This window comes from Acinetobacter sp. YH12097 (assembly GCF_013419225.1).
In the GTDB taxonomy this organism is placed as follows: domain Bacteria; phylum Pseudomonadota; class Gammaproteobacteria; order Pseudomonadales; family Moraxellaceae; genus Acinetobacter; species Acinetobacter amyesii.
Genome location: NZ_VPAN01000019.1, coordinates 34516 through 55567 on the forward strand (window position 1 = coordinate 34516; position 21052 = coordinate 55567).

The 21052-nt window shown below is 40.0% G+C and carries 19 protein-coding genes and 2 pseudogenes; 11 read left to right on the forward strand and 10 right to left on the reverse strand.

Going from position 1 to position 21052, the window contains the following annotated elements; translation table 11 throughout:
• Nucleotides 1-143: 143 nt before the first annotated feature.
• Nucleotides 144-500 carry a hypothetical protein gene (locus tag FTU37_RS09845; protein ID WP_180124259.1) on the reverse strand — a complete coding sequence of 119 codons (357 nt, stop codon included), beginning with the start codon at nucleotides 498-500 and terminating at the stop codon, nucleotides 144-146.
• Nucleotides 501-833: 333 nt separating this feature from the next.
• Complete coding sequence (aspA, locus tag FTU37_RS09850) at nucleotides 834-2282, reverse strand: aspartate ammonia-lyase (RefSeq protein ID WP_180124260.1); 1449 nt, start codon at nucleotides 2280-2282, stop codon at nucleotides 834-836.
• Between the two features lie 423 nt (nucleotides 2283-2705).
• Here aspA and putP point away from each other — a divergent pair, with 423 nt between their 5' ends.
• Nucleotides 2706-4208, forward strand: coding sequence for a sodium/proline symporter PutP (gene putP / locus FTU37_RS09855; RefSeq protein WP_180124261.1), 1503 nt, complete (start codon nucleotides 2706-2708; stop codon nucleotides 4206-4208).
• A 61-nt stretch (nucleotides 4209-4269) separates the two neighbouring features.
• Here the strand turns inward: putP and FTU37_RS09860 are convergent, their stop codons facing one another.
• Nucleotides 4270-4764 (reverse strand): Lrp/AsnC ligand binding domain-containing protein, encoded by a 495-nt coding sequence (locus tag FTU37_RS09860; protein WP_180124262.1) that lies wholly within the window; start codon nucleotides 4762-4764, stop codon nucleotides 4270-4272.
• 133 nt (nucleotides 4765-4897) lie between these two features.
• On the opposite strand from FTU37_RS09860, the gene putA reads away from it, so the two are divergent.
• From putA to FTU37_RS09880, 4 genes are all read left to right on the forward strand, one after another.
• Nucleotides 4898-8629 carry a trifunctional transcriptional regulator/proline dehydrogenase/L-glutamate gamma-semialdehyde dehydrogenase gene (gene putA / locus FTU37_RS09865; protein ID WP_180124263.1) on the forward strand — a complete coding sequence of 1244 codons (3732 nt, stop codon included), beginning with the start codon at nucleotides 4898-4900 and terminating at the stop codon, nucleotides 8627-8629.
• Nucleotides 8630-8858: 229 nt separating this feature from the next.
• Entirely contained in the window at nucleotides 8859-9941 is a 1083-nt protein-coding gene (trmA, locus tag FTU37_RS09870; RefSeq protein ID WP_180124264.1) for a tRNA (uridine(54)-C5)-methyltransferase TrmA, read from the forward strand.
• Between the two features lie 252 nt (nucleotides 9942-10193).
• On the forward strand, nucleotides 10194-10418 hold the full coding sequence (locus FTU37_RS09875) for a hypothetical protein (protein WP_168378613.1): 225 nt from the start codon (nucleotides 10194-10196) through the stop codon (nucleotides 10416-10418).
• 261 nt (nucleotides 10419-10679) lie between these two features.
• Nucleotides 10680-10928: a hypothetical protein gene (locus tag FTU37_RS09880; protein ID WP_078188680.1), complete on the forward strand. Its 249-nt coding sequence runs from the start codon at nucleotides 10680-10682 to the stop codon at nucleotides 10926-10928.
• 56 nt (nucleotides 10929-10984) lie between these two features.
• Here the strand turns inward: FTU37_RS09880 and FTU37_RS09885 are convergent, their stop codons facing one another.
• Nucleotides 10985-11761: a phosphodiester glycosidase family protein gene (locus FTU37_RS09885; RefSeq protein ID WP_257225290.1), complete on the reverse strand. Its 777-nt coding sequence runs from the start codon at nucleotides 11759-11761 to the stop codon at nucleotides 10985-10987.
• 135 nt (nucleotides 11762-11896) lie between these two features.
• Here FTU37_RS09885 and FTU37_RS09890 point away from each other — a divergent pair, with 135 nt between their 5' ends.
• Nucleotides 11897-12433: a lecithin retinol acyltransferase family protein gene (locus FTU37_RS09890; RefSeq protein ID WP_078193494.1), complete on the forward strand. Its 537-nt coding sequence runs from the start codon at nucleotides 11897-11899 to the stop codon at nucleotides 12431-12433.
• Between the two features lie 139 nt (nucleotides 12434-12572).
• On the opposite strand, the gene FTU37_RS09895 is transcribed toward FTU37_RS09890, so the two are convergent.
• Nucleotides 12573-13031: an SRPBCC domain-containing protein gene (locus tag FTU37_RS09895; RefSeq protein ID WP_372491103.1), complete on the reverse strand. Its 459-nt coding sequence runs from the start codon at nucleotides 13029-13031 to the stop codon at nucleotides 12573-12575.
• 80 nt (nucleotides 13032-13111) lie between these two features.
• Nucleotides 13112-14176 carry an aldo/keto reductase gene (locus FTU37_RS09900; protein ID WP_180124265.1) on the reverse strand — a complete coding sequence of 355 codons (1065 nt, stop codon included), beginning with the start codon at nucleotides 14174-14176 and terminating at the stop codon, nucleotides 13112-13114.
• Nucleotides 14177-14272: 96 nt separating this feature from the next.
• On the opposite strand from FTU37_RS09900, the pseudogene FTU37_RS09905 reads away from it, so the two are divergent.
• Nucleotides 14273-15196, forward strand: a pseudogene (locus FTU37_RS09905) (LysR family transcriptional regulator).
• Nucleotides 15197-15205: 9 nt separating this feature from the next.
• Here the strand turns inward: FTU37_RS09905 and FTU37_RS09910 are convergent.
• Both FTU37_RS09910 and FTU37_RS09915 read right to left on the reverse strand, forming a co-directional pair.
• Nucleotides 15206-16117, reverse strand: coding sequence for a bestrophin family protein (locus FTU37_RS09910; protein ID WP_180094525.1), 912 nt, complete (start codon nucleotides 16115-16117; stop codon nucleotides 15206-15208).
• A gap of 135 nt (nucleotides 16118-16252) precedes the next feature.
• Nucleotides 16253-17980 carry a glutamine--tRNA ligase/YqeY domain fusion protein gene (locus tag FTU37_RS09915; protein ID WP_180124266.1) on the reverse strand — a complete coding sequence of 576 codons (1728 nt, stop codon included), beginning with the start codon at nucleotides 17978-17980 and terminating at the stop codon, nucleotides 16253-16255.
• Nucleotides 17981-18148: 168 nt separating this feature from the next.
• On the opposite strand from FTU37_RS09915, the gene FTU37_RS09920 reads away from it, so the two are divergent.
• The gene (locus FTU37_RS09920) at nucleotides 18149-18658 is read left to right on the forward strand and encodes a peptidylprolyl isomerase (protein WP_078188687.1); all 510 of its coding nucleotides are present in this window, start codon (nucleotides 18149-18151) and stop codon (nucleotides 18656-18658) included.
• 87 nt (nucleotides 18659-18745) lie between these two features.
• Nucleotides 18746-19465, forward strand: coding sequence for a UDP-2,3-diacylglucosamine diphosphatase (locus tag FTU37_RS09925; protein WP_180124267.1), 720 nt, complete (start codon nucleotides 18746-18748; stop codon nucleotides 19463-19465).
• Between the two features lie 134 nt (nucleotides 19466-19599).
• Here the strand turns inward: FTU37_RS09925 and FTU37_RS09930 are convergent, their stop codons facing one another.
• Nucleotides 19600-19818 (reverse strand): transposase, encoded by a 219-nt coding sequence (locus tag FTU37_RS09930; protein WP_111883736.1) that lies wholly within the window; start codon nucleotides 19816-19818, stop codon nucleotides 19600-19602.
• A 308-nt stretch (nucleotides 19819-20126) separates the two neighbouring features.
• Between FTU37_RS09930 and FTU37_RS16715 the strand changes: the two genes are divergently transcribed.
• Nucleotides 20127-20276: a hypothetical protein gene (locus FTU37_RS16715; protein WP_168378620.1), complete on the forward strand. Its 150-nt coding sequence runs from the start codon at nucleotides 20127-20129 to the stop codon at nucleotides 20274-20276.
• A gap of 59 nt (nucleotides 20277-20335) precedes the next feature.
• Nucleotides 20336-20563: pseudogene (locus FTU37_RS16845) on the forward strand (transposase).
• 126 nt (nucleotides 20564-20689) lie between these two features.
• On the opposite strand, the gene FTU37_RS09940 reads toward FTU37_RS16845, so the two are convergent.
• Nucleotides 20690-21052: transposase family protein (locus FTU37_RS09940; RefSeq protein ID WP_180124268.1), on the reverse strand; the 363-nt coding region annotated here is incomplete at its 5' end.

A 21052-nucleotide genomic window follows, 5' to 3' on the forward strand; every position in this document is an offset into this window, starting at 1 on the left:
ATCATATTAACACGATGCTTTTTACATTCCGAGATTTAAGCAACTATATACAGTGTTTTAACCAATGTGGATTTGTGATTGTATTTTCTATTGATGAGTACCCTTAACGCACACATCAAACTCAAACACTGCAGTCCATTCACTTACTTACGATCACGGATGAATTGACGATAATAATCATTCAATAGTTTGACATAGAGTTTAAACTGCAACAGATTTTCTTCAGTATTGCCTAATCTTGCAACAAAACGTTTATTTGCAATTTCCAAGTCTATTTTTTCATTGATAATCATTGCAGTCGCATAGAGCTGTTTTAAATCATCGAAATTTGTCATTTTTCTATTCGACAAATATTCCATACGTTCAGACAAAGTATTTAAAACTACGCCTTCAATGATATAGCCCTGAGTTTCATCATATTGAATGTGGTGTTCTTCTAAGTAAAGTTGCTCAGGCGACTCTTTAGCGCCTTTGAATAAATCGACTAACTTATTAAACATCTGACTATCTACAACATGATAAAAAACCTATTGTACTTCGATTACGTCCTTTTTGGGGCAAGTTAAAGCTGTTCTGACTAGATCTATGCGCTAAATTTTTCATCCAAATCTTCAAGAGTAAATATAGAACTATAATTACGATCTTAAGCAAATATAGCGTTTTATTTTCAACCCAATACTTTCTTTTAGAAATTAAGTTACTTCTAGAAACCTAAAACATCACTGCCATCAGATTAGTTTTCTAGATTTACCACTAATTTCTTCAAATAAAAAACGAAGGATTAACCTTCGTCATTTACTCATCATGGGGTTATTTAAAAGTCTAAAAAGAACTTAACTCACTTGAGCGAGTGGCATACTAAATGGTGTCACTTCAGAAACTAAATTTTCAATCGAGAAAATTTCATCCAATTGACTTTCAGTTAACAGCTCTTGCTCTAAAACCACTTGGCGAATGGTTTTATTTTCGGCAATACATTGCTTACCGATTTCATCACATTTTGCATGACCTAAATATGGATCGAGTAAGGTCACAATTCCTACACTACGCATCACAGCATCAAAACATGCTTGCTCATTTGCCTGAATCCCTTGAATACATTTGCTGTCTAAAGTTTTCACCGCATTCACCAAAAGCTCAATTGATTCATTCATGGACAATGCAATGACCGGCTCCATGACATTTAATTGTAATTGCCCTGCTTCTGCGGCTAAAGTTATGGTTAAATCATTGCCCATTACTCGAAAAGCAATTTGATTGACCACTTCAGGGATCACAGGATTAACCTTTGCTGGCATGATCGACGAACCTGCTTGTAACTCAGGTAAACGAATTTCCGCTAAACCTGTTCGTGGCCCCGAACTTAAAAGACGTAAGTCATTACAAATTTTAGAAAGTTTGACAGCTAAACGTTTTAAGCAACTCGATAATAAAATAAATACGCCACAATCGCTGGTTGCTTCGACATAGTCTTCTGCACCTTGCAATTTTAAACCAGTCAAATGAGCTAGATTTTCAACGGCCTTCGCTGCATAACCCGCAGGAGAATTCACGCCAGTGCCAATTGCCGTCGCACCTAAATTAATTTCCAATAAAAGCTGTCGATTTTGCTCAATCAACTTCAAATCTTCTTTTAATAATGTTGCAAATGCTCGGAACTCTTGCCCCAAAGTCATCGGAACTGCATCTTGTAACTGTGTACGCCCCATTTTGATGACATGTTTAAACTCATCAGCTTTAACATGTAAGCTTCCTATAAGTTGATTTAGCACCACAAATAAAGCATCAAAAGCGCTAAATGTTGCTAGACGCAGCGCTGTTGGATAGACATCATTGGTGGATTGTGACTTATTAACATGATCGTTTGGATGAATCCGTTGATAACTGCCTTTAGCATCTCCGAGCGACTCAAGGGCAATATTGGCAATGACTTCATTGGCATTCATATTGATCGATGTACCTGCTCCACCTTGATAAATATCAATTGGAAATGAATCTGCCCATTGTTCTGGATGATCAATCAATGCATCACACGCCTGCTGAATCGCTTGGCGAATATCATCTTGTATTAAGTTAAATTGGTAATTGGTTTCTGCTGACGCTTTTTTTACCTGAGCAATAGCGCGCACAAAGTTTAAATTTTGTCCGACATGCTGCTTTGATATTTGAAAGTTTTCGATGGCACGCAATGTATGTATGCCGTAATAACATGATTGCGGGACTGATTTATGCCCCAATAAATCATGCTCTATTCTCGTTTTTTCCATTTGAACCGTTGTCACTGCGTATTCCCTTTAATTACGCACCAAGACTGTGCATACCTCATATTCGACCTGTTCAAATCAACTCACTACAGATGATGTGATGCACATTTGCAACCAAATATTTCAAATGCACATTTCTTGTTCACCATGTAACATTGTGTAATTTTTACCTAATTTCATTAGTTCTCTTTTTGTGATGAAAAGTCTTTAGTAGATTTACATTTCAAAATTTAAATTCCCTTCTAGACAACATTTCAGCAGCACAATAAAAAATTCGATTTGTAATAAGAAAAAATATCATTTACGCAAAACATACATAAAATATGCTTAAAGGTTACAGAGTGTAATTTTTAAATCGTGCTTGAATCTGCGACTTACGACAGAAGTACAAATTTTCATCTAGGACAGAGATGATTTGCTTTCATTAAGGATGAACCGCCTATGAGCCATTTAAACCCGACATTAGTCACCTTTATTTTTTATATTCTTGCAATGCTTGCCATTGGTTTGTATGCCTACAAAGCAACGCATAACTTTGACGAATACATTTTAGGTGGACGAAGTTTAGGAAGTGTTGTGACTGCACTTTCAGCAGGTGCATCCGACATGAGTGGTTGGCTACTCATGGGTCTCCCTGGTGCAATTTATCTATCTGGTCTTTCCGAAGCTTGGATTGCAATCGGCTTAATTATCGGTGCTTGGTTGAACTGGCTGATCGTTGCTGGTCGCTTGCGTGTTCATACCGAATATCAAAATAATGCCCTGACCCTGCCCGATTATTTCACAAGCCGTTTTGCAGACCGTAAAAAGATTTTACGTATCATTTCAGCTGTAGTGATTTTAGTGTTCTTTGCGATTTACTGTGCTTCTGGCATGGTGGCTGGCGCACGACTTTTCGAAAGTTTATTCGGTTGGAACTACACAACAGCACTGTGGATTGGTGCAATTGCAACCATCAGCTATGTCTGTATTGGTGGATTCTTAGCGATCAGTTGGACCGATACTTTCCAAGCGGGTCTGATGATCTTTGCACTGCTGATCACACCGATCATCGCCTACCTTGCTTTAGGTGATAACAGTCAAAATCTTGCTGCTGTTTTGGAAACAGCTCGCCCACAAGCTTCTAATTTATTTGAAGGTTTAAGTACAGTTGCGATTTTATCCAGCATGGCATGGGGCTTAGGCTATTTTGGTCAGCCGCATATTTTGGTTCGCTTTATGGCAGCCGATTCTGTTAAATCCATTCCGAATGCACGACGCATTGGTATGACATGGATGATCCTGTGTCTAGGCGGTGCTGTAGCAGTGGGTTATATCGGTATTGCTTACTTCCAAGTCCACCCAGAACTGGCAAGTGTCGTTAATGCCAACCCTGAAACGGTATTTATTGAGTTGACTAAAATTCTATTCAATCCGTGGATTGCTGGGATTATTTTAGCCGCAATTTTAGCTGCGGTGATGAGCACACTTAGCTGTCAGTTATTGGTGTGTTCAACCACCTTGACGGAAGATTTGTACAAAGGATTTATTCGTAAAAATGCATCGCAAAAAGAATTGGTTTGGATTGGACGTGCGATGGTCTTGGCAATTGCCGTATTTGCAATCACCTTTGCAATGAACCCTGCAAGTAAAGTTTTAGGCTTAGTAGCTTATGCATGGGCAGGTTTCGGAGCTGCATTTGGCCCACTGATTATTCTTTCATTGCTGTGGAAACGTATGACGCTTAACGGAGCAATCATTGGCATGATCGTAGGTGCTGTGACTGTCATCGTGTGGAAAAACTACTTAGGCCACCTTGGTTTATACGAAATCATTCCAGGCTTTATTTTCTCTGCAATCAGTATCGTTGTCGTGAGCTTATTGGGCAAAGCACCAGAGGCGGATGTGGTTGAACGCTTTGAAAAAGCCGAAGCGCAATATCAAAAAGAAATGTCTGAAATCTAAATTTTTTGACACTAAAAAGGGGCTAAATGCCCCTTTTTTATACTCAATTATTGATGATTAGCTACTTCGGCCGAGCCGCAGGTTTCAGCTTAATTTGCATACTTTCTTTGATTACTTCCATCACAGGATAACTACGCGTTTCCTTGATACCAGGTAATTGCCAAAGCACCTGCCCTGAAATTTTTCTAAATTCTTCCATATTTGCGCAGCGTATTTTCACCACAAAATCAAAACCACCGCTGATCATGTGACATTCTACGATTTCTGGAATTTGACGCACTGCATCTGAAAAATCTTCCAATACATTGGGCGTGGTTTTATCTAGTAAAATCTCTACAAAAACCACAAATCCATTGTTGAGCATGACCGGATTTAAACGTGCTTCATAGCCTAAAATAAAGCCCTCTTTCGATAATTTTTGCACACGTGCCAACGCCGCAGTGGGTGATAAATTCACCATTTCTGCAAGCTTAATATTGGACAATTTTCCGTCGTCTTGCAGCAGCTCTAAAATTCGAATATCTATACGGTCTAAGCTCAAATATGGGCTAGTCATCTGAATTTTTCTCTAAATATTATTAAAACTATAGTGAGTTATTTGCTAAATATTCTGTGATGATAAATTAAATAAAGGATCAAGCTCAAGATTTATTTGCTCGTCATAGAACTTTGACACGGAAAATTGAAACATGAATGGAAAAGTATTTGAAGTCACGGGAAGCGATGACTACATCACTGAATTTAAAGACAAGAATAGCTTTGAACAATCGATTAATACAGCATGGCGTCGTGCTGAAACTGAGTGCATTGAAAACTTATTAGCACACAGTGAAATCCCTTCCCCGATCAGCGATCAAATTCAACAATTGGCTTTTGACTTAGCCCATTCATTACGTGAACGTAAAAGCGGTACAGGTAAAGCAGGCATTGTGCAAGGCTTGCTACAAGAGTTTTCATTGTCTTCTCAGGAAGGCATCGCGCTCATGTGTTTAGCTGAAGCGCTACTCCGTATTCCAGACAAAGCAACACGTGATTTACTGATCAAAGATAAAATCAACCAAGGTAACTGGAAAGATCATGTTAGCCAAAGTAGCCTCATGTTCGTAAATGCTGCTGCTTGGGGATTAATGCTGACGGGCAAACTGATGGAAACCCCTCAACAAAAAAGTCTGTCTAGCCTACTCACCGGTATTTTAGCACGCAGTGGACGTGGCATTATCCGTAAAGCTGTAGACGTGGCTATGCGTATGATGGGTGAACAGTTTGTTACAGGTGAAACCATCAATGAAGCGCTTAAACATGCAGAAGTATTAGAAGACAAAGGCTTCCGCTATTCATATGACATGTTAGGTGAAGCAGCATTAACTGAACCTGATGCAGAACGTTATTATCAAGACTATACCGATGCGATCCACGCGATTGGTCAAGCCTCTGAAGGTAAAGATGTTTATAACGGTGCAGGTATTTCGATCAAATTATCTGCCCTACACCCACGCTACCAACGCTCGCAGATCGATCGTGTACATAACGAGCTTTATGGCAAAGTGCTTGAACTTGCAGTATTAGCCAAGCATTACAATATTGGTCTAAACATTGATGCCGAAGAAACTGACCGCCTTGAAATTTCATTGGAACTACTTGAGCGCCTGTGTTTTGAGCCTAAATTAGCGGACTGGAAAGGTATTGGATTTGTGATTCAAGCCTACCAAAAACGCTGTTTCTATGTGGTCGACCATATTATTGACCTCGCTAAGCGTAGCCAAAAACGTTTAATGATTCGCTTGGTGAAAGGTGCATACTGGGACAGCGAAATTAAGAAAGCGCAAATTGAGGGTATGAGTGACTATCCTGTATTTACGCGCAAAGTTCATACCGACCTATCTTATATTGCATGTGCTAAAAAACTCTTGGCTGCACCTGAGCAAATTTATCCTCAGTTTGCAACACACAATGCGCAAACTGTTGCTACGATCTACCAATTAGCACAGCCAGAGCTTTACTATCCAGGCCAGTATGAATTTCAGTGCCTTCACGGCATGGGTGAACCCCTCTATGAACAAGTGGTGGGTTCGAAATCTGACAACAAACTGGGTGTGCCATGTCGTATTTATGCACCGGTGGGTAACCATGAAACCTTATTGGCCTATTTAGTTCGACGTTTACTGGAAAATGGTGCGAATACCTCTTTCGTCAACCGTATTGCAGATAAAAATTTAAAAATTGAAGATTTAATTGAAAATCCAAGACAGACGATATTAGCGGCTGCTGAAAAAGAAGGTGTGACTGGCGCTAAGCATCCATCCATCCCTTTTCCGCAAGATTTGTATGGCTCAGAACGTCGCAACTCAAAAGGACTCGATTTAGCCAATGATCGCGACTTATCTCAGCTCAATACCACGGCAGTACAGCATGCACATACCCAGTGGCATGCTAGTGCAATGGGCGCTAATTTAGAAGAAATTCATACTGCAAGTATCAACATTACAAACCCTGCAAACCGTAGTGATGTGGTCGGTAGTGTCAGCGAAGCCAGTTTAGAACAAGCGGAAATCGCTCTCAATAATGCGGTAAATGCCCAAGGTTCATGGAAAACTTTAGACAAAGATCAGCGTGCAGCATGCTTAAACCGTGCGGCGGATTTGATGGAAGCACAATTGCAATCTCTGATGGTGTTATTGTCACGTGAAAGTGGTAAAACTTATGCCAATGCTATTGCTGAAGTCCGTGAAGCTGTAGATTTCCTACGTTATTATGCAGCTCAAATAATTGATCTAGCAGAGAATACGCAAATTGAACCCCTAGGTACTGTGCTGTGCATTAGCCCATGGAACTTCCCGCTTGCTATTTTCACAGGTCAAATTGCTGCAGCCTTGGTTGCAGGTAATACCGTGATTGCCAAGCCTGCTGAACAAACGCCTCTGATTGCTGCTCAAGCTGTACATATTTTATGGGAAGCAGGTGTTCCCTTCGATGTATTGCAACTTCTCCCTGGCCGTGGCGAAACCATTGGGGCCAAACTCAGCGCGGACTCACGTGTCCAAGGCATCATGTTTACAGGCTCAACGGAAGTCGCACGTATCTTGCAAAAAACCGTTGCACAGCGCTTAAACCAATTTGGCGAAAGTGTGGTTTTGATTGCTGAAACTGGTGGTCAAAATGCCATGATTGTTGACTCATCAGCATTGACAGAACAAGTGGTATTGGATGTCGTTAACTCTGCCTATGACAGTGCAGGTCAACGCTGTTCTGCCCTGCGTATTCTCTGTATACAAGAAGATAATGTGGACGTAGTCCGTACCATGTTACAAGGTGCGATGAAGCAACTTCGTGTCGGAAATCCTGCACTTTTAGCAACTGACATTGGCCCAGTGATCGACCTTGAAGCACAACAAAATATTGAAAAACATATTGAGAAGATGCGTAGCAAAGGCTATCCCGTACATCAAATCATGTTTAATGCTGATAGCAATGCGTTAAGTACGGGAACTTTTGTTGCACCAACTTTAATTGAACTTCCACATTTAAATGATTTAGAACGCGAAGTTTTTGGGCCAGTATTGCATTTAATCACCTACAAATATGGTGAGATTGAAAACCTATTAACGCAAATCAATGCCAAAGGTTATGGTTTAACCATGGGCTTGCATACACGTATTGATGACACGATTCAAAAAGTTATCGGTCATGCAGAAGTTGGCAACCTATACATTAACCGTAATATTGTAGGCGCTGTGGTTGGTGTACAACCTTTTGGCGGCGAGGGCTTATCAGGTACTGGTCCAAAAGCGGGCGGTCCTTTATATCTTTACCGTTTAATGCATCAAGTTTCTGAGAAAAAACTGGCTACACCTTATGCGGCTCAGGCAGAAACGCAAGCTGCACACTTCCCTGCATATGAGGCTTTTAACACTTGGGCGAAGCAGCATTTTTCAGGCATTGCTATTCAAGCACCGCAGGCCATAGCCGCTGGACAAAGTTTTGAGCTACAAGGCCCAACTGGTGAAAACAACCAATATGCCATTTTGGCACGTAAAGGTGTGCTTTCATTGGCTAACAATGATGCAGATCAACTACATCAAATTGCTGCGATTTTATCGGTAGGTAGTCAGCCCGTCGTACTTGCAGACAATACTTTTGTGTTGAAACACTTAAATAGCATGCCAAAAATCCTCGTAGACCAATTTAAAGTGATCACGGATATTTATCATGGCAATTTTGATGCGGTTTTACATCATGGTGAAAAAGCTGAGTTATTAAAAATTCAACAAGTCATCGCGTCTCGTGAAGGTGCAATTATTGGCATTACACATTTAGCTTCAGGCCAATATGACATCCCTGTAGAGCGTTTCGTGATTGAGCGGGCAATCAGTGTCAATACAGCGGCAGCCGGTGGTAATGCTAGCTTAATGACAATGAATTAAACACTGAATTGAACTCCAACTAATCAGTTCCTCACTTAGCTCAATCTTTATGAATGTTCCATAAAGATTGAGCGTTTTTTTAACTTCCCCTCGATAAAAGTTCTGTTTAGCGTATTCAGATTCATCTTCTCTACAGATAAATACAGCCAAAAGTGGAATTAATTTAGTCTTATAAGGTGAATTTTGCTAACATGACTTTTTTTAATATGTTTGCGATTTTTTACTGCATATGACTTCAACTTATCAGCAACAACTTGATGCCAAAGTTGCCCGCATTACGGCTCAATTTTCAGAATACAACCCTCCCTCTTTAGAAGTTTTTCCTTCTGCTGAACAAAACTTTCGTATGCGAGCGGAATTCCGAATTTGGCATACTGAAAATGATATGTTCTATGCAATGTTTGAACGCAATTCAGACAATGAAAAACAAGTTGTAGAAATTAAAGATTTCCCGATTGCAGATAAAAGCATTAATGATTTAATGCCCTTATTATTAAATGAACTCAAGGCGCAAGAGATCTTATCTAGCCGTTTATTTGAGGTTCATTTCTTAGCAACGCTGAAAGGTGAAATGCTGGTTTCATTGGTTTACCGTTGCCCACTCAATGCTGAATGGGAAGTTGCTGCCAAAGCCCTATCTGAAAAACTCAATATCAAGATTTATGGTCGTAGCCGTGGTCAGCGCGTGATTTTAACTGATGACTATGTGGTTGAAGAACTCCAAGTGTTTGACCGTAAATATCAGTACAAACAAATTGAAAGTAGTTTCACTCAGCCAAATGCCGGCGTATGTCAAAAAATGCTGGAATGGGCGTGTCAGGCTGCCGATCACTCAGACCAAGACTTACTTGAGCTTTACTGTGGTAATGGCAATTTCACGCTGCCTCTTTCCACACGCTTTAATCGCGTTTTGGCAACTGAATTAGCCAAGTCTTCAGTCTATGCTGCACAGTGGAATATTGAGCAAAATGGCATTGATAATATCCAAGTGGCTCGTCTATCTGCTGAAGAGTTCACGCAAGCCTACAATGCTGAACGTACATTCCGCCGCCTTGAGGAAGCTGAAATTGAAATTTCAAGCTATAATTTCGATACGGTATTTGTCGATCCACCGCGTGCAGGTATCGATGATGAAACACTAAAACTGTTACAACGTTTTGAACGTATTATCTATATTTCTTGCAACCCAGATACTTTGCATGACAATCTCAAACTGCTTTCACAAACGCATAAAATCAGCAAATTTGCCTTGTTTGATCAGTTCCCTTATACACACCATGTAGAGTCTGGCGTGTTTCTTGAGAAGATTTAAACAAATTATTTCAAGTCATGTTGTTGTCATAAAAGGAGCTTTCTAAAAGCTCCTTTTTTATATACTAAAAAAGCTTTATATTCTCGCCACATGCGGTGTAATGGATACCTTTCTATATCAATTAAGCAAAGATTCTAAAAGTCCAATCGAAAAAATGATGATTCAAGTGGCTAAAATATCACTTTAGTAGTCTTGCTTTATTTATTGGATTGGTTATATTTCGTCCTATGTTAGGTCGCAAATGAAGGCTCTATGAGTTTTTGGCATAAGTTGTTCGCTAATGAACAGCAAAACGGGCATAAGAATCAAATTGCCTGTGTTGAAAATGATTGCTCTTGTAAAACCAATGAACAGCTTATTGCTGCTCTTACAAAGGCAACGGATGAAGATGTTATCCTCGGTATTAAAAAAGTACTCGCTTCGCGCGGTTATAGCCGTAAGGAATTAAATGAAATCCAGCATCTACCTCTACAGTAGAGTCTGAACATTCAATGTTCAAACAAGGCATTCTGTTTTACAGTGTGCCTTTTTCATTCTTAGTCTAATCAAAAGGATGCCACTTATTTACAGATTAGGTTTTGTGAGTCGGCCACATCGCTATTTACAACTTTTATGCTATGTTCCATGGCAAATCAGCAATATCTAATTTTAAACACACGACAATAAAACCCAATATTGCATCAAATAAGAGGCAGATGACCTCTAAACAGCATTGATATAAAAATTAAAGGAATGAACATGAATAAATTAACAAGTTGCCTTATTGCCTGCTGCATACTTAGTCTAAGTGCTTGTAGCCAAATCCCCAAAGAATGCGAAGAATCTTGGGACAAACTCGAAGCCTTGTCGAAACAAATGGGCTTAAACGAAGAACAAATCAAAGAACAGAAAAAACAGTTTGAAGAAAGTATTAAAAAACAATCTAAAGAACAAGCCATTCAAATGTGCCAAACCCAAAGTACCTTTTTAGGTTTAGTCGGCAAATAAACAGTTGTTTCTATCAATCTAAACACTGTACAGATGAAGCCCGATTATTCGGGCTTTTATTGTTTGCATTGAGATCCTGTTGTATACGCTACAATTGGCCCTAAAGGTTTTAAACTCGAATCATGTCTATTCAACGCTTGAATATCTGCACTAGACACAGATCCATCTAAATACAAGGCATTGTTAATCGATAATTGCTGCTTAAAATATTGTGCAAATGCATAAAACGACACGCCTTCACGACTGATCACAAAATACAACTTGCCGTTTTTGATCCCCACACCATTGCGGATTTTCAATGAATCTGACTGTGGGATAAAGTTTGGATTGATTTTTCCATCTACCACCAGCATTGGACCTGACTGCGTTGCATAACGTGCCTTAAAATCTGTGGAAGCATATTTTTGTGTGGTTGATATCACCGCTTGCTTGCCATTCCATGCTAGAACACCATTCGGCTGAATTAAGAAATTGCCAAAGCCTCGTGTTGCACGATTCAAGGCTTTTTTCTGCAGCCCATTTTCAACGTAAAGACCAACAGGCGCTAAATCTGCATGATACATCCCTGCATTCATTGCGAAGTTCATCGTATTACATTTACGCGCTAATGCCTGCTTTAAACGCTGTAAGTCTCGATATGGCTGCTGCTCTGCATTATATAAATAGAGCTTCAGTTGACTCAGATCCGAAATTTCAACCACATCCACGGCAATGGGCTGACTGACACGTTTCGCTTGAATATTGGCATAGGAAATAGTCGGTGAGAAAATCAGACCGAGCAGCATCATAAAGCGCATTTTTTTAAACATTGAGGTTGATTGAACACCAAGCATGACCCTATCCATAGCGTGCGTTAAAAATCGAACAAATTTTAGCTAAATCATCGCTAAAATAGTCGATTAATTCACAGATTAAAAGTAGACTAATCTTTAAAAATAATTCGGATTTAAAGTAGGACTGGTAAATTCATGCACGTGCAGAAAGATGGTTTTCCTCTTGGAACACATCTTATTGTTAAACACTTCGGTTATAGCCATCATGGCATATATGCCGGCCGCGGTAGAGTCATTCACTACTCTGGTTTTGCACACCTTTTCAAAAAACATCCAATTGAAATGACTTCGATCGAAAAATTCAGCCACGGCAAAAAAATTATCGTTCAGTCATATAGCAATCCAAAATTTAAAGGTCGTAAAGTGGTGCGTCGTATGCGCTCTCGCATGCATGAAAACAACTATCATCTGATTATTAATAACTGTGAACACTTATGCACATGGGCTATTACCGGCGTTGAAAGTAGTCCTCAAGTGTTCCGTATGATGAACCGACTCACCACGATTGGCTATGTCAGTTCTCTGATGAGTTTTATGAGCAGTATGATGCTGACCGTGACCACTACTTGCTTTGCACTGGTGTTCTATATCAAAAAGAAACTGCGCGAAAAAGCCAAAATGCAGATGCCGGTTTATACCTATTTAAAGCGTGAAGAACATAAAAATCGTTAATTCACTGCAGCAGCATTGAACCGTGGCTTTATCAAATTTCAATACATCAGCACATTGCTTAGAAATACTGCGCTAATACACAAGCTTTTCCTTACGGCGTATCAGATGTCATGCTTAATTTTGGTCACTCTTCACATTGCTAAAAGTTCGCATTGCTAAAAGGTGGAAATTTATCTTCAACCAAATTGCTTTGCAGGCCATGTTCTAAATAAATTTTGGCTGCATCCAAAACCGTTGTAAAACCACCTGTACTATCGATAATAAAATCAATTAATGCCTGACCTTGCAGAGGAATCTTTGAATTTTTGATACGAACGTAGGTTTCCATCGGGCTAATCTGCTCAAAAATAAAATCGACTTGAGTTTTTGGTTCTCCCCACTGTATTTGAATTAATTTGTTTTCCTTAATACTCAGCACGTCTACATCGGCGACTGCATTATATTTCTGCCAAGTCCATTGCACGGTTTTACCTTCTTCTAGATAGCCACTCGATGCACTAAACCAAAAATGCTGTGTTATTAAAGGATCAACAAAAGCATTAAATACGATATTGATGGACTTACGAATTAACATCTGGGTTTCAATCACGACACTCATCAGCATTCCTACAGTATTTTAATTTTATTCAGTGATAGCACAGAGAACTGATCATTGCCTACCACTGAATTGTTATTGCCCTATTCTGCTGTATGTTCTGTAATAAATGCTGATGTCACTAGCGTGGGATTCTTCTCTGTAAATTGCCCATTCCAATAGGGATAGTATGGATAAGGTGGATACACTGCACTGACTGCGTCTAATCGGGCTAACTGCTCTACGCTTAACGACCAATCTTTCGCCGCAAGGTTATCCAACAGTTGCTGTTCATTACGTGCGCCTATCAAAATGCTAGAAACTGTCGGTCTGGTTTTCAGCCAATTCAATGCAATCTGCGGGATAGAGTGCCCTGTTTCCATGGCTATTTCTTGCATTACATCTAACACCGCATATAACTTCTCGTGTTGAACTGGCGGTGCGAATTGTGCTGTTTCATGCAGCCGGCTTTGCTTTGGAATCGCGTGCTCACGATCAAATTTCCCTGTTAATCTCCCCCAGCCCAGCGGACTCCAAACCACTGCACCAATCTGTTGATCATGCTGCGCAGGCATCAACTCCCATTCATAGTCACGTCCAATCAAAGAATAATAGACTTGATGCACACTTAGCTTTTCATAGCCCTGCTGTTGGGCAATCGATTGTGCTTTCATAAGCTGCCAGCCTGAAAAATTCGATGCACCGATATAGCGAATTTTTCCACTACGTACCAAGTCATCTAAACTGCGCATCAGCTGCTCAAGTGGCGTCGTGCTATCAAACTGATGCAGCTGCAGCACATCAATATAATCTGTGCCTAACCGTTTTAAACTCGCCTCCACGGCTTGTATTAAATAGCTTCTAGAATATCCACCTTGATTGATTCCATCATTCAATCGGATACCCACTTTGCTGGAAATAATCACCTCTTGGCGTTTTGAATGAAGTAATGCACCTAGCATCTGCTCAGAGGCACCATTTGAATAAGCATCTGCGGTATCGAAATAATTCACGCCTTGATCAATACAGAGATCAATCATGCGCTGAGCATCATTTAAGCTCGCTTGCCCCCATGCAGAGAAAATAGGGCCTTGCCCGCCAAATGTACCTGCACCAAAGCCGAACTCTGAAACTTGTAAGCCAGATTGCCCTAGGTTGTGATAGTTCATGGTGAATTCCTGTGTTTGATTTATACACAGAATAGGTACAGATGTTTATCAGAAAAACCCTGAATATCAAGAAAGACTTTCTTGATTATATTGATAATGCTAACTGAAGATTTCGACTTATTTACACGAATGGCGATACTGGGTTCAATCAGTCAAGCCGCTAAAGAAGCCAATCTCTCTGTTTCTGTCGCTAGTAGCCGTCTACACAGACTTGAACAAAGTTTAGGGCTGCGCTTATTTCATCGCACTATACGGCAGCTACATTTAACACAGGAAGGTGCTGTTTTATTGCAGCAAGGTTTTCCCTTATTCGAACAATTTAATTCTCTCCTGAGCCAATTTCAGCCTGAACCACAACAACTCAGCGGCGTATTAAAAATCACCTGTTCAGAAGTTTTTGGAAATCGTATTTTAGGGCCAGTATTTGCAGCCTTTGCCAAGTTGCATCCAACATTGACTTTGGATATTGAACAGACCGATCAAAATTTAGATTTGGTCTCCGCAGGTATCGACGTTGCGATACGTATTGGATAGTTAGAAGACTCATCACTGATTGCTAAACCGCTCAGCTTAAACCGTCGTATTTTGTGTGCCTCGCCTAGCTATATCGAACAACATGGCGAACCTCACTCCCTAGAAGAGCTCTCTATACACCAATGCATTTTACAGAAATACCCTAAGGGTGTTTCGCAGCTTTGGACATTCGTCCAAGATCAACACAACATAAATATACCTGTTTCAGGACAAGTTCATATCAACTCAGGTGAAGGCGTACGCCAAGCAGCACTTGCAGGTTTAGGCATCTCAAACCACTCCATCTGGCATGTGGAGGACGATCTACTCTCTGGCCGACTTATCCAAGTTCTACCCAAGATCCCTGTTCAAAGTACTGCAATCTATGTGGTAATTCCGCATCGACATTTTGTTCCGCCTAAAGTACAGGCTTTTATGCGAGACTTGGACGATTATTTTCAGCATCAATATGCTTGGTACGTATCGCCGAATTTATCTGAAAATTAGGCCAAAAATTTATCTTAAATTACTGTTAAAAGTCTTAATCAGCGGCGGAAGTTCAACTTCTAAGCTGCTATACATTTCACGCTCAATGTTTCGTACAATCGAGTCCAGCGGTAAATCATTTTCCTGCAAGCCAAAAGGCTCTTCCAGTTCTGCACTTAACGCATCCAAACCTAAAAATAAATATGCAATCAAAGCCACAATGACAGGTGTCCATATCCCTAAACTGGCCTCTAGGCTAAATGGCAAAATCAGACAAAATGAATACACTGCGCGATGTAAAAGCACCGAATAGGAAAATGGTAATGGCGTGGTCATGATACGGTCACAGCCTGCATGGATATCACCCATCGCTACAGTATGACGTGTGAGCGTGCTGTAAATAATGTCTGTAATCTGACCTTGTTTATAGGTTTTGACTAAATCTTTTTGAATAATTTCAAGTAAATACTGTGGTGCATTGATATTGTCTCGACATTGCTGCCATTGCTGATCCGTCAAAGCTACGCCGTCTTTAAAATGTGCAATATCTTGTGATTCATGGCGTAAGCGATCACGTAACAAATTGCAAAACAGCATGATGCGGTACATCAACACGGTTCTTTGCTCATCTTCAAGGACATGGCTATCACGAATCATGTGGCGTGTATTAGCAATCAATGAGCCCCAAAGCTTGCGCCCTTCCCACCAACGGTCATAACAGGCAGTATTTCGAAAGCTCAAAAAAATCGACAGAATCACCCCAAAGATGGTAAATCCGATGGCTGGAACTTCAGGCGTATTCAGGTAGTGTGCAGCGCTTAGATACACCAAAATCGCCGACAAACTCACGACGACAGCCAACGCAGGCATGACTTTTGGGAGTATCGTGCCATGCCATGCAAATAAAAGTTTAAAGCTATTATTTTTATTTCGAATGATCACTTATTTCCCCTCTGTACTGCCTTAATGAACCATCTCAAGCATGAAAAAAGCCCAACCGAAGTTGAGCTTAATCTTAACCTACTTGATCTTAACCTATTGGGGATTCAAAGATGAATCCCTTTAAAAACTAAGATTTTATTTACCCGGTTTAAAACTGTCTTTCAAATCTAAGATGCGGTTAAACACTGGTTTTTCAGCTGTATGATCAAACTGATCTGCAACAAAGTAACCTTCACGTTCAAATTGGAAACGATCTTCAGGTTTTGCTTCTGCCAATGCAGGCTCAATGACCGCTTGAACCACTTTAAGTGATTCTGGATTTAAGTTTGCAAGGAAGTCATCACCCACTTCAGGGTCTGATTCAGTGAATAAACGGTCGTAGATACGAATTTCCGCAGCAATACCCTTGCTTGCAGAAACCCAATGTACAACACCTTTCACTTTACGGCCTTCAGGGTTTTTACCTAAAGTTTCAGGGTCGATTGAACATTTCAATTCAACCACTTCACCGTTCTCGTCTTTAATCACTTCATCACACTTAATCACATACGCATGACGTAAACGCACTTCACCGCCCGGAATCAAACGTTTAAAGCCTTTAGGCGCAACTTCTTCAAAGTCTTTACGATCAATGTAAATGTCTTGAGTCAACGGAATGATACGGTCACCCATGTCTACATTTGGATGACGTGCATGCACCAAATCCATTGCTTCAGGCAAGTTAGTTAAAGTCACTTTGAGTGGATTCAACACAGCCATACCACGAGCAGCAGTATTTTCTAGAGACTGGCGGATGCAGTATTCAAGCATTGCAACATCTACGATACTGCCATCAACTTTCGTTACACCTACACGTTTACAGAAGTCACGTAGACCTTCTGGAGTAAAGCCGCGACGGCGCATACCAACAACTGTAGGCATACGTGGATCATCCCAACCATTCACAAATCCACCTTCAACCAATTTACGTAATTTACGTTTAGAGGTAATGGTGTAATCTACATTTAGGCGGCTTGATTCGTACTGACGCGGTACAGATGGTGATTTAACTTTCTCGACAACCCAGTCATAGAATGGACGGTGATCAACAAACTCTAGTGTACACAGTGAATGCGTAACCCCTTCAATGGCATCTGATAATGGATGCGCATAGTCGTACATTGGGTACATTTTCCATTTATCACCAGTTTGGTGATGTTCAGAATGCAAAATACGATACAAAATAGGATCACGCATATGGATGTTAGGTGAAGTCATATCAATTTTGGCACGTAGTACTGCCTGACCTTCTCCCAACTCACCATTACGCATTTGTTCAAAACGCGCTAAGTTTTCTTCTACGCTAGCATCACGTTGCGGCGAGTTTTTACCCGGCTCAACAAAATTACCGCGGTTCAGTTTGATTTCTTCAGGGCTTTGCAAATCCACATAAGCATCACCTTGTTCAATCAATTGAACTGCCCAAGCGTAAAGCTGATCAAAATAGCTCGATGCATAACGTGGCTCGCCATTCCACTCAAAACCTAGCCATTTGACGTCATTGGCAATACCGTCTACATACTCTTGCTCTTCGGCATCCGGGTTTGTATCGTCAAAACGGAGGTTACATAGACCTGCGAATTCTTGAGCAATACCAAAGTTTAGGCAAATAGCTTTTACATGACCAATATGTAGGTAGCCATTTGGCTCTGGTGGAAAACGTGTTACAACTTGTTCGGTACGACCTGCAGATAAATCATCTGTAATGACTTGACGTACAAAATCTAAGCCTGGCTGTTGTTCCTGCTGCGCAGCTTCGACAGGGGCATTGTTCTTGGTTGTCGGATTATTAGGCAGGGATGAAACAACATCGTTTGGCTTCATGGTAATAAAATCACTTCTATAAAGATAAAATTAGGATAATTAAAACGCTTTTCTTCATTTTTAACAAAGAAAGTAACGTTTTTACTTGCCTTGTAGTTTACAGTTTGCTTATGCTTCTCACAACCAAAAAACCCATGGCTTTCATGTCCATGTACAGGAGATTACACAATGAGTTTTCCTCAAGTCGAATTAAACACCAATAAAGGTCGTATTGTTCTTGAGCTTAACACTGAAAAAGCACCTAAAACTGCTGAAAACTTCTTACAGTATGTTCGCGATGGTTTCTATGACGGCGTGATTTTCCACCGTGTTATTGATGGTTTCATGATCCAAGGCGGCGGCATGGATGAAAACTTCAAAGAAAAAACAACTCGTGATTCTATTGAAAACGAAGCTGACAACGGTTTAAGCAATGATGTTGGTACGATCGCTATGGCACGTACTCAAGCACCTCACTCTGCTTCAGCTCAATTCTTCATTAACGTGAAAAACAACTCTTTCCTTAACCACACTGGTAAAACAGCGCAAGGTTGGGGCTATGCAGTATTCGGTAAAGTAACTGAAGGTCTTGACGTTGTTGACGCAATCAAAGGCGTTCGTACTGGTAACCGTGGCTACCACGCAGACGTTCCTTTAGAGAACGTTGTAATCGAATCAGCTAAAATCATTTCTGAATAAGAATCCCTCCTAACCTCCCTTTATAAAAGGGAGGAAAAGTCCCTCTTTTTTAAAGAGGGATTTAGGGAGATTCAAAGGAAAAGATTCGTGACCTATCTGTTTATCGCTGATTTACATTTGTCACCTGAACACCCTCGACTCGTTCGGGGGTTTTTAGCTTTGTTAGAACAATACAAAACTCAAAATACCCAGCTGTATATTTTAGGTGATTGGTTTAATGCTTGGATTGGTGATGACTTCACTGCCCCATGGTTAGACGAAATCATTGCAGCGTTAAAAAATTTCACTGATTTGGGAAATCAAATTTATTTCCAAGTGGGTAATCGTGACTTTGCATTGGGTCAAAAGTTTTTAGATAAATTTCACGGTCAATTATTACAAGACGTGGATTATCTCCACATTGGCAACTATAAAATTCGCCTCGAACATGGCGATTTACTTTGCACCGATGATGTGTCTTACCAAAAGTTTCGTAAAGTGATTCGTAATCCTTTCCTTTTAGGTTTCTTAAAAAGCTTACCGCTTAGCATTCGACAAAAAATCGCCAATGGTTTCCGCAAAAAAAGTACTGAAACCAAGCAAGTTAAATCCTATGACATTATGGATGTAAATGCCGAAGCTGTAGAAAAGGCTTTAGAGCAAGCCGATCTACTGATTCATGGACATACCCACCGCCCCCAAATACATGATGTGCACGGCAAATCACGTATCGTTTTAGGGGACTGGCGTGCAGAACAAGCTCAAATATTAGAGTTTAATGAAAACCCATCTGTAAGTGATTTAAAATTAAAAATCTGGTCTTACTAGTCTATAGCTTTCTAATCGTTAGCCTATAGAAAAATTTACCATCATATCTGATTTAATGTACGTATCCAGACCATGCCAACGTAGACTTTTAATTAAGCAAAAAAAAACAGCAGATGATCTGCTGTTTTTTGCTTTTAGGCTAAGCGATATAGCTGGTTTGGGCCAGTATAGAAGCTTTTGCCATCTAGATTCAGGTTAAAGGTCTCGCCTGTTTCTAATTCAATCATTTGCCCAACATCAACCCAAATTAAACCAGCATTGGTATTTTGTTGACGTTTCAAAGGCACCAGTTTTACATTAATTTCGTCGCCATTTACGGCTTTGGCAGTTTGCCAAGTATTTAAAATATTCAAAAGATTTACTCAACATGTGAGCTTTTTGTGACAGAACAAAGAGATTAATCAATCGGGTTTGGAATAATAATTCTGTAGTTACAAAGATATGAATCAAGTCAGAAGCTTGAATACAGATAAATCACAATCAGCTAAATAAAAAAAGATAAGCAGGAACATTACCCACTTTGAGTTAGGCACAAGTATACAATATCGCGCTTTGATTAGCAAAAGTAGGACTTATATACGTTATAAATACCTGCTTTTTCAATAGTATTCAAAAATCTGTGTCATTTCAATAAACTGAATCAAACAAGAAATGACACATCATGGCAAGCAACTTTGATTTCAAAGCTGTTTTTAAAAACAATTACAGTCAAGCCCTCCTCACTGGTGAAAACGGTATCTTAACCCCACCCCTCAAACAACTGACAGAAGCAGCTTTAAATGCTGAAATTGAATTTAGAAGCCCCCACTAGCCAATTGTAGGAATAGCTATTCTCGTAAGACTGTAAAATCATCTTACGGTTCATTTGAACTGGAAATACCTCGGGATCGTGCTGACGATTTTGAGCCTCAACTCGTCAAGAAAAATCAAACCTAACTCCATAAATAGATCGACAACAAAGTCATTTCGCTATATGCACTCCGTACGGGCTACCGCAATATTCAGAAACAAATTACCGATATGTATGCACTGGTTCTTTCCAAGGGTGGCATTACCAATATTACAGACAAGTTAATCCCTGAATTACATGCTTGGTAACGGCGTCTTCTCGATATTGCCGTATATCCATTTGTGTGGCTCAATACCATTCATTACAAGTATTATTCACCAATTAAAATGTCGTGTTTTTAACAAAAAAGATCAAGAATAGATTTCTTTCATAAGTCATTTTTCACTCAGCTCCAAGTTATAAATTCCAGCAATTAGATTGAATCTTAATGCTAGTCTTTTGCCTCGATTGCGATATCGCTCAGCAAGAATTTTGAAGGTTTTCAAACTGCCAAATACATGCTCAATTCCAATTCTTCTTTTATTGATTTCCTGATTATAGATTTTTAGTTCGGAATCCAGTTTACAGCGCTTCTTTGCTTTTAATGGCAACAAGCTATTTGGATACACTATATAAATTCCCTGATAACCCTTATCCGCAAGGATAAATGCACCTGCAGGAATCTGATTCAAGTTACGTTTGAAGAGTTCGAAATCATGTACGGCACCACGACTCGTACATAAACTCAGGATTTTTTG

Coding starts and splice junctions, on each gene's coding strand:
- trmA (WP_180124264.1), top strand. CDS start 8,859: ATGACTTCAACTTATCAGCAACAACTTGATGCCAAAGTTGCCCGCATT.
- FTU37_RS09860 (WP_180124262.1), bottom strand. CDS start 4,764: ATGACTAGCCCATATTTGAGCTTAGACCGTATAGATATTCGAATTTTA.
- FTU37_RS09890 (WP_078193494.1), top strand. CDS start 11,897: ATGCACGTGCAGAAAGATGGTTTTCCTCTTGGAACACATCTTATTGTT.
- FTU37_RS16715 (WP_168378620.1), top strand. CDS start 20,127: ATGGCAAGCAACTTTGATTTCAAAGCTGTTTTTAAAAACAATTACAGT.
- FTU37_RS09845 (WP_180124259.1), bottom strand. CDS start 500: ATGTTTAATAAGTTAGTCGATTTATTCAAAGGCGCTAAAGAGTCGCCT.
- FTU37_RS09880 (WP_078188680.1), top strand. CDS start 10,680: ATGAATAAATTAACAAGTTGCCTTATTGCCTGCTGCATACTTAGTCTA.
- putP (WP_180124261.1), top strand. CDS start 2,706: ATGAGCCATTTAAACCCGACATTAGTCACCTTTATTTTTTATATTCTT.
- FTU37_RS09885 (WP_257225290.1), bottom strand. CDS start 11,761: ATGCTTGGTGTTCAATCAACCTCAATGTTTAAAAAAATGCGCTTTATG.
- FTU37_RS09915 (WP_180124266.1), bottom strand. CDS start 17,980: ATGAAGCCAAACGATGTTGTTTCATCCCTGCCTAATAATCCGACAACC.
- putA (WP_180124263.1), top strand. CDS start 4,898: ATGAATGGAAAAGTATTTGAAGTCACGGGAAGCGATGACTACATCACT.
- FTU37_RS09875 (WP_168378613.1), top strand. CDS start 10,194: ATGAGTTTTTGGCATAAGTTGTTCGCTAATGAACAGCAAAACGGGCAT.
- FTU37_RS09895 (WP_372491103.1), bottom strand. CDS start 13,031: ATGAGTGTCGTGATTGAAACCCAGATGTTAATTCGTAAGTCCATCAAT.
- FTU37_RS09920 (WP_078188687.1), top strand. CDS start 18,149: ATGAGTTTTCCTCAAGTCGAATTAAACACCAATAAAGGTCGTATTGTT.
- FTU37_RS09900 (WP_180124265.1), bottom strand. CDS start 14,176: ATGAACTATCACAACCTAGGGCAATCTGGCTTACAAGTTTCAGAGTTC.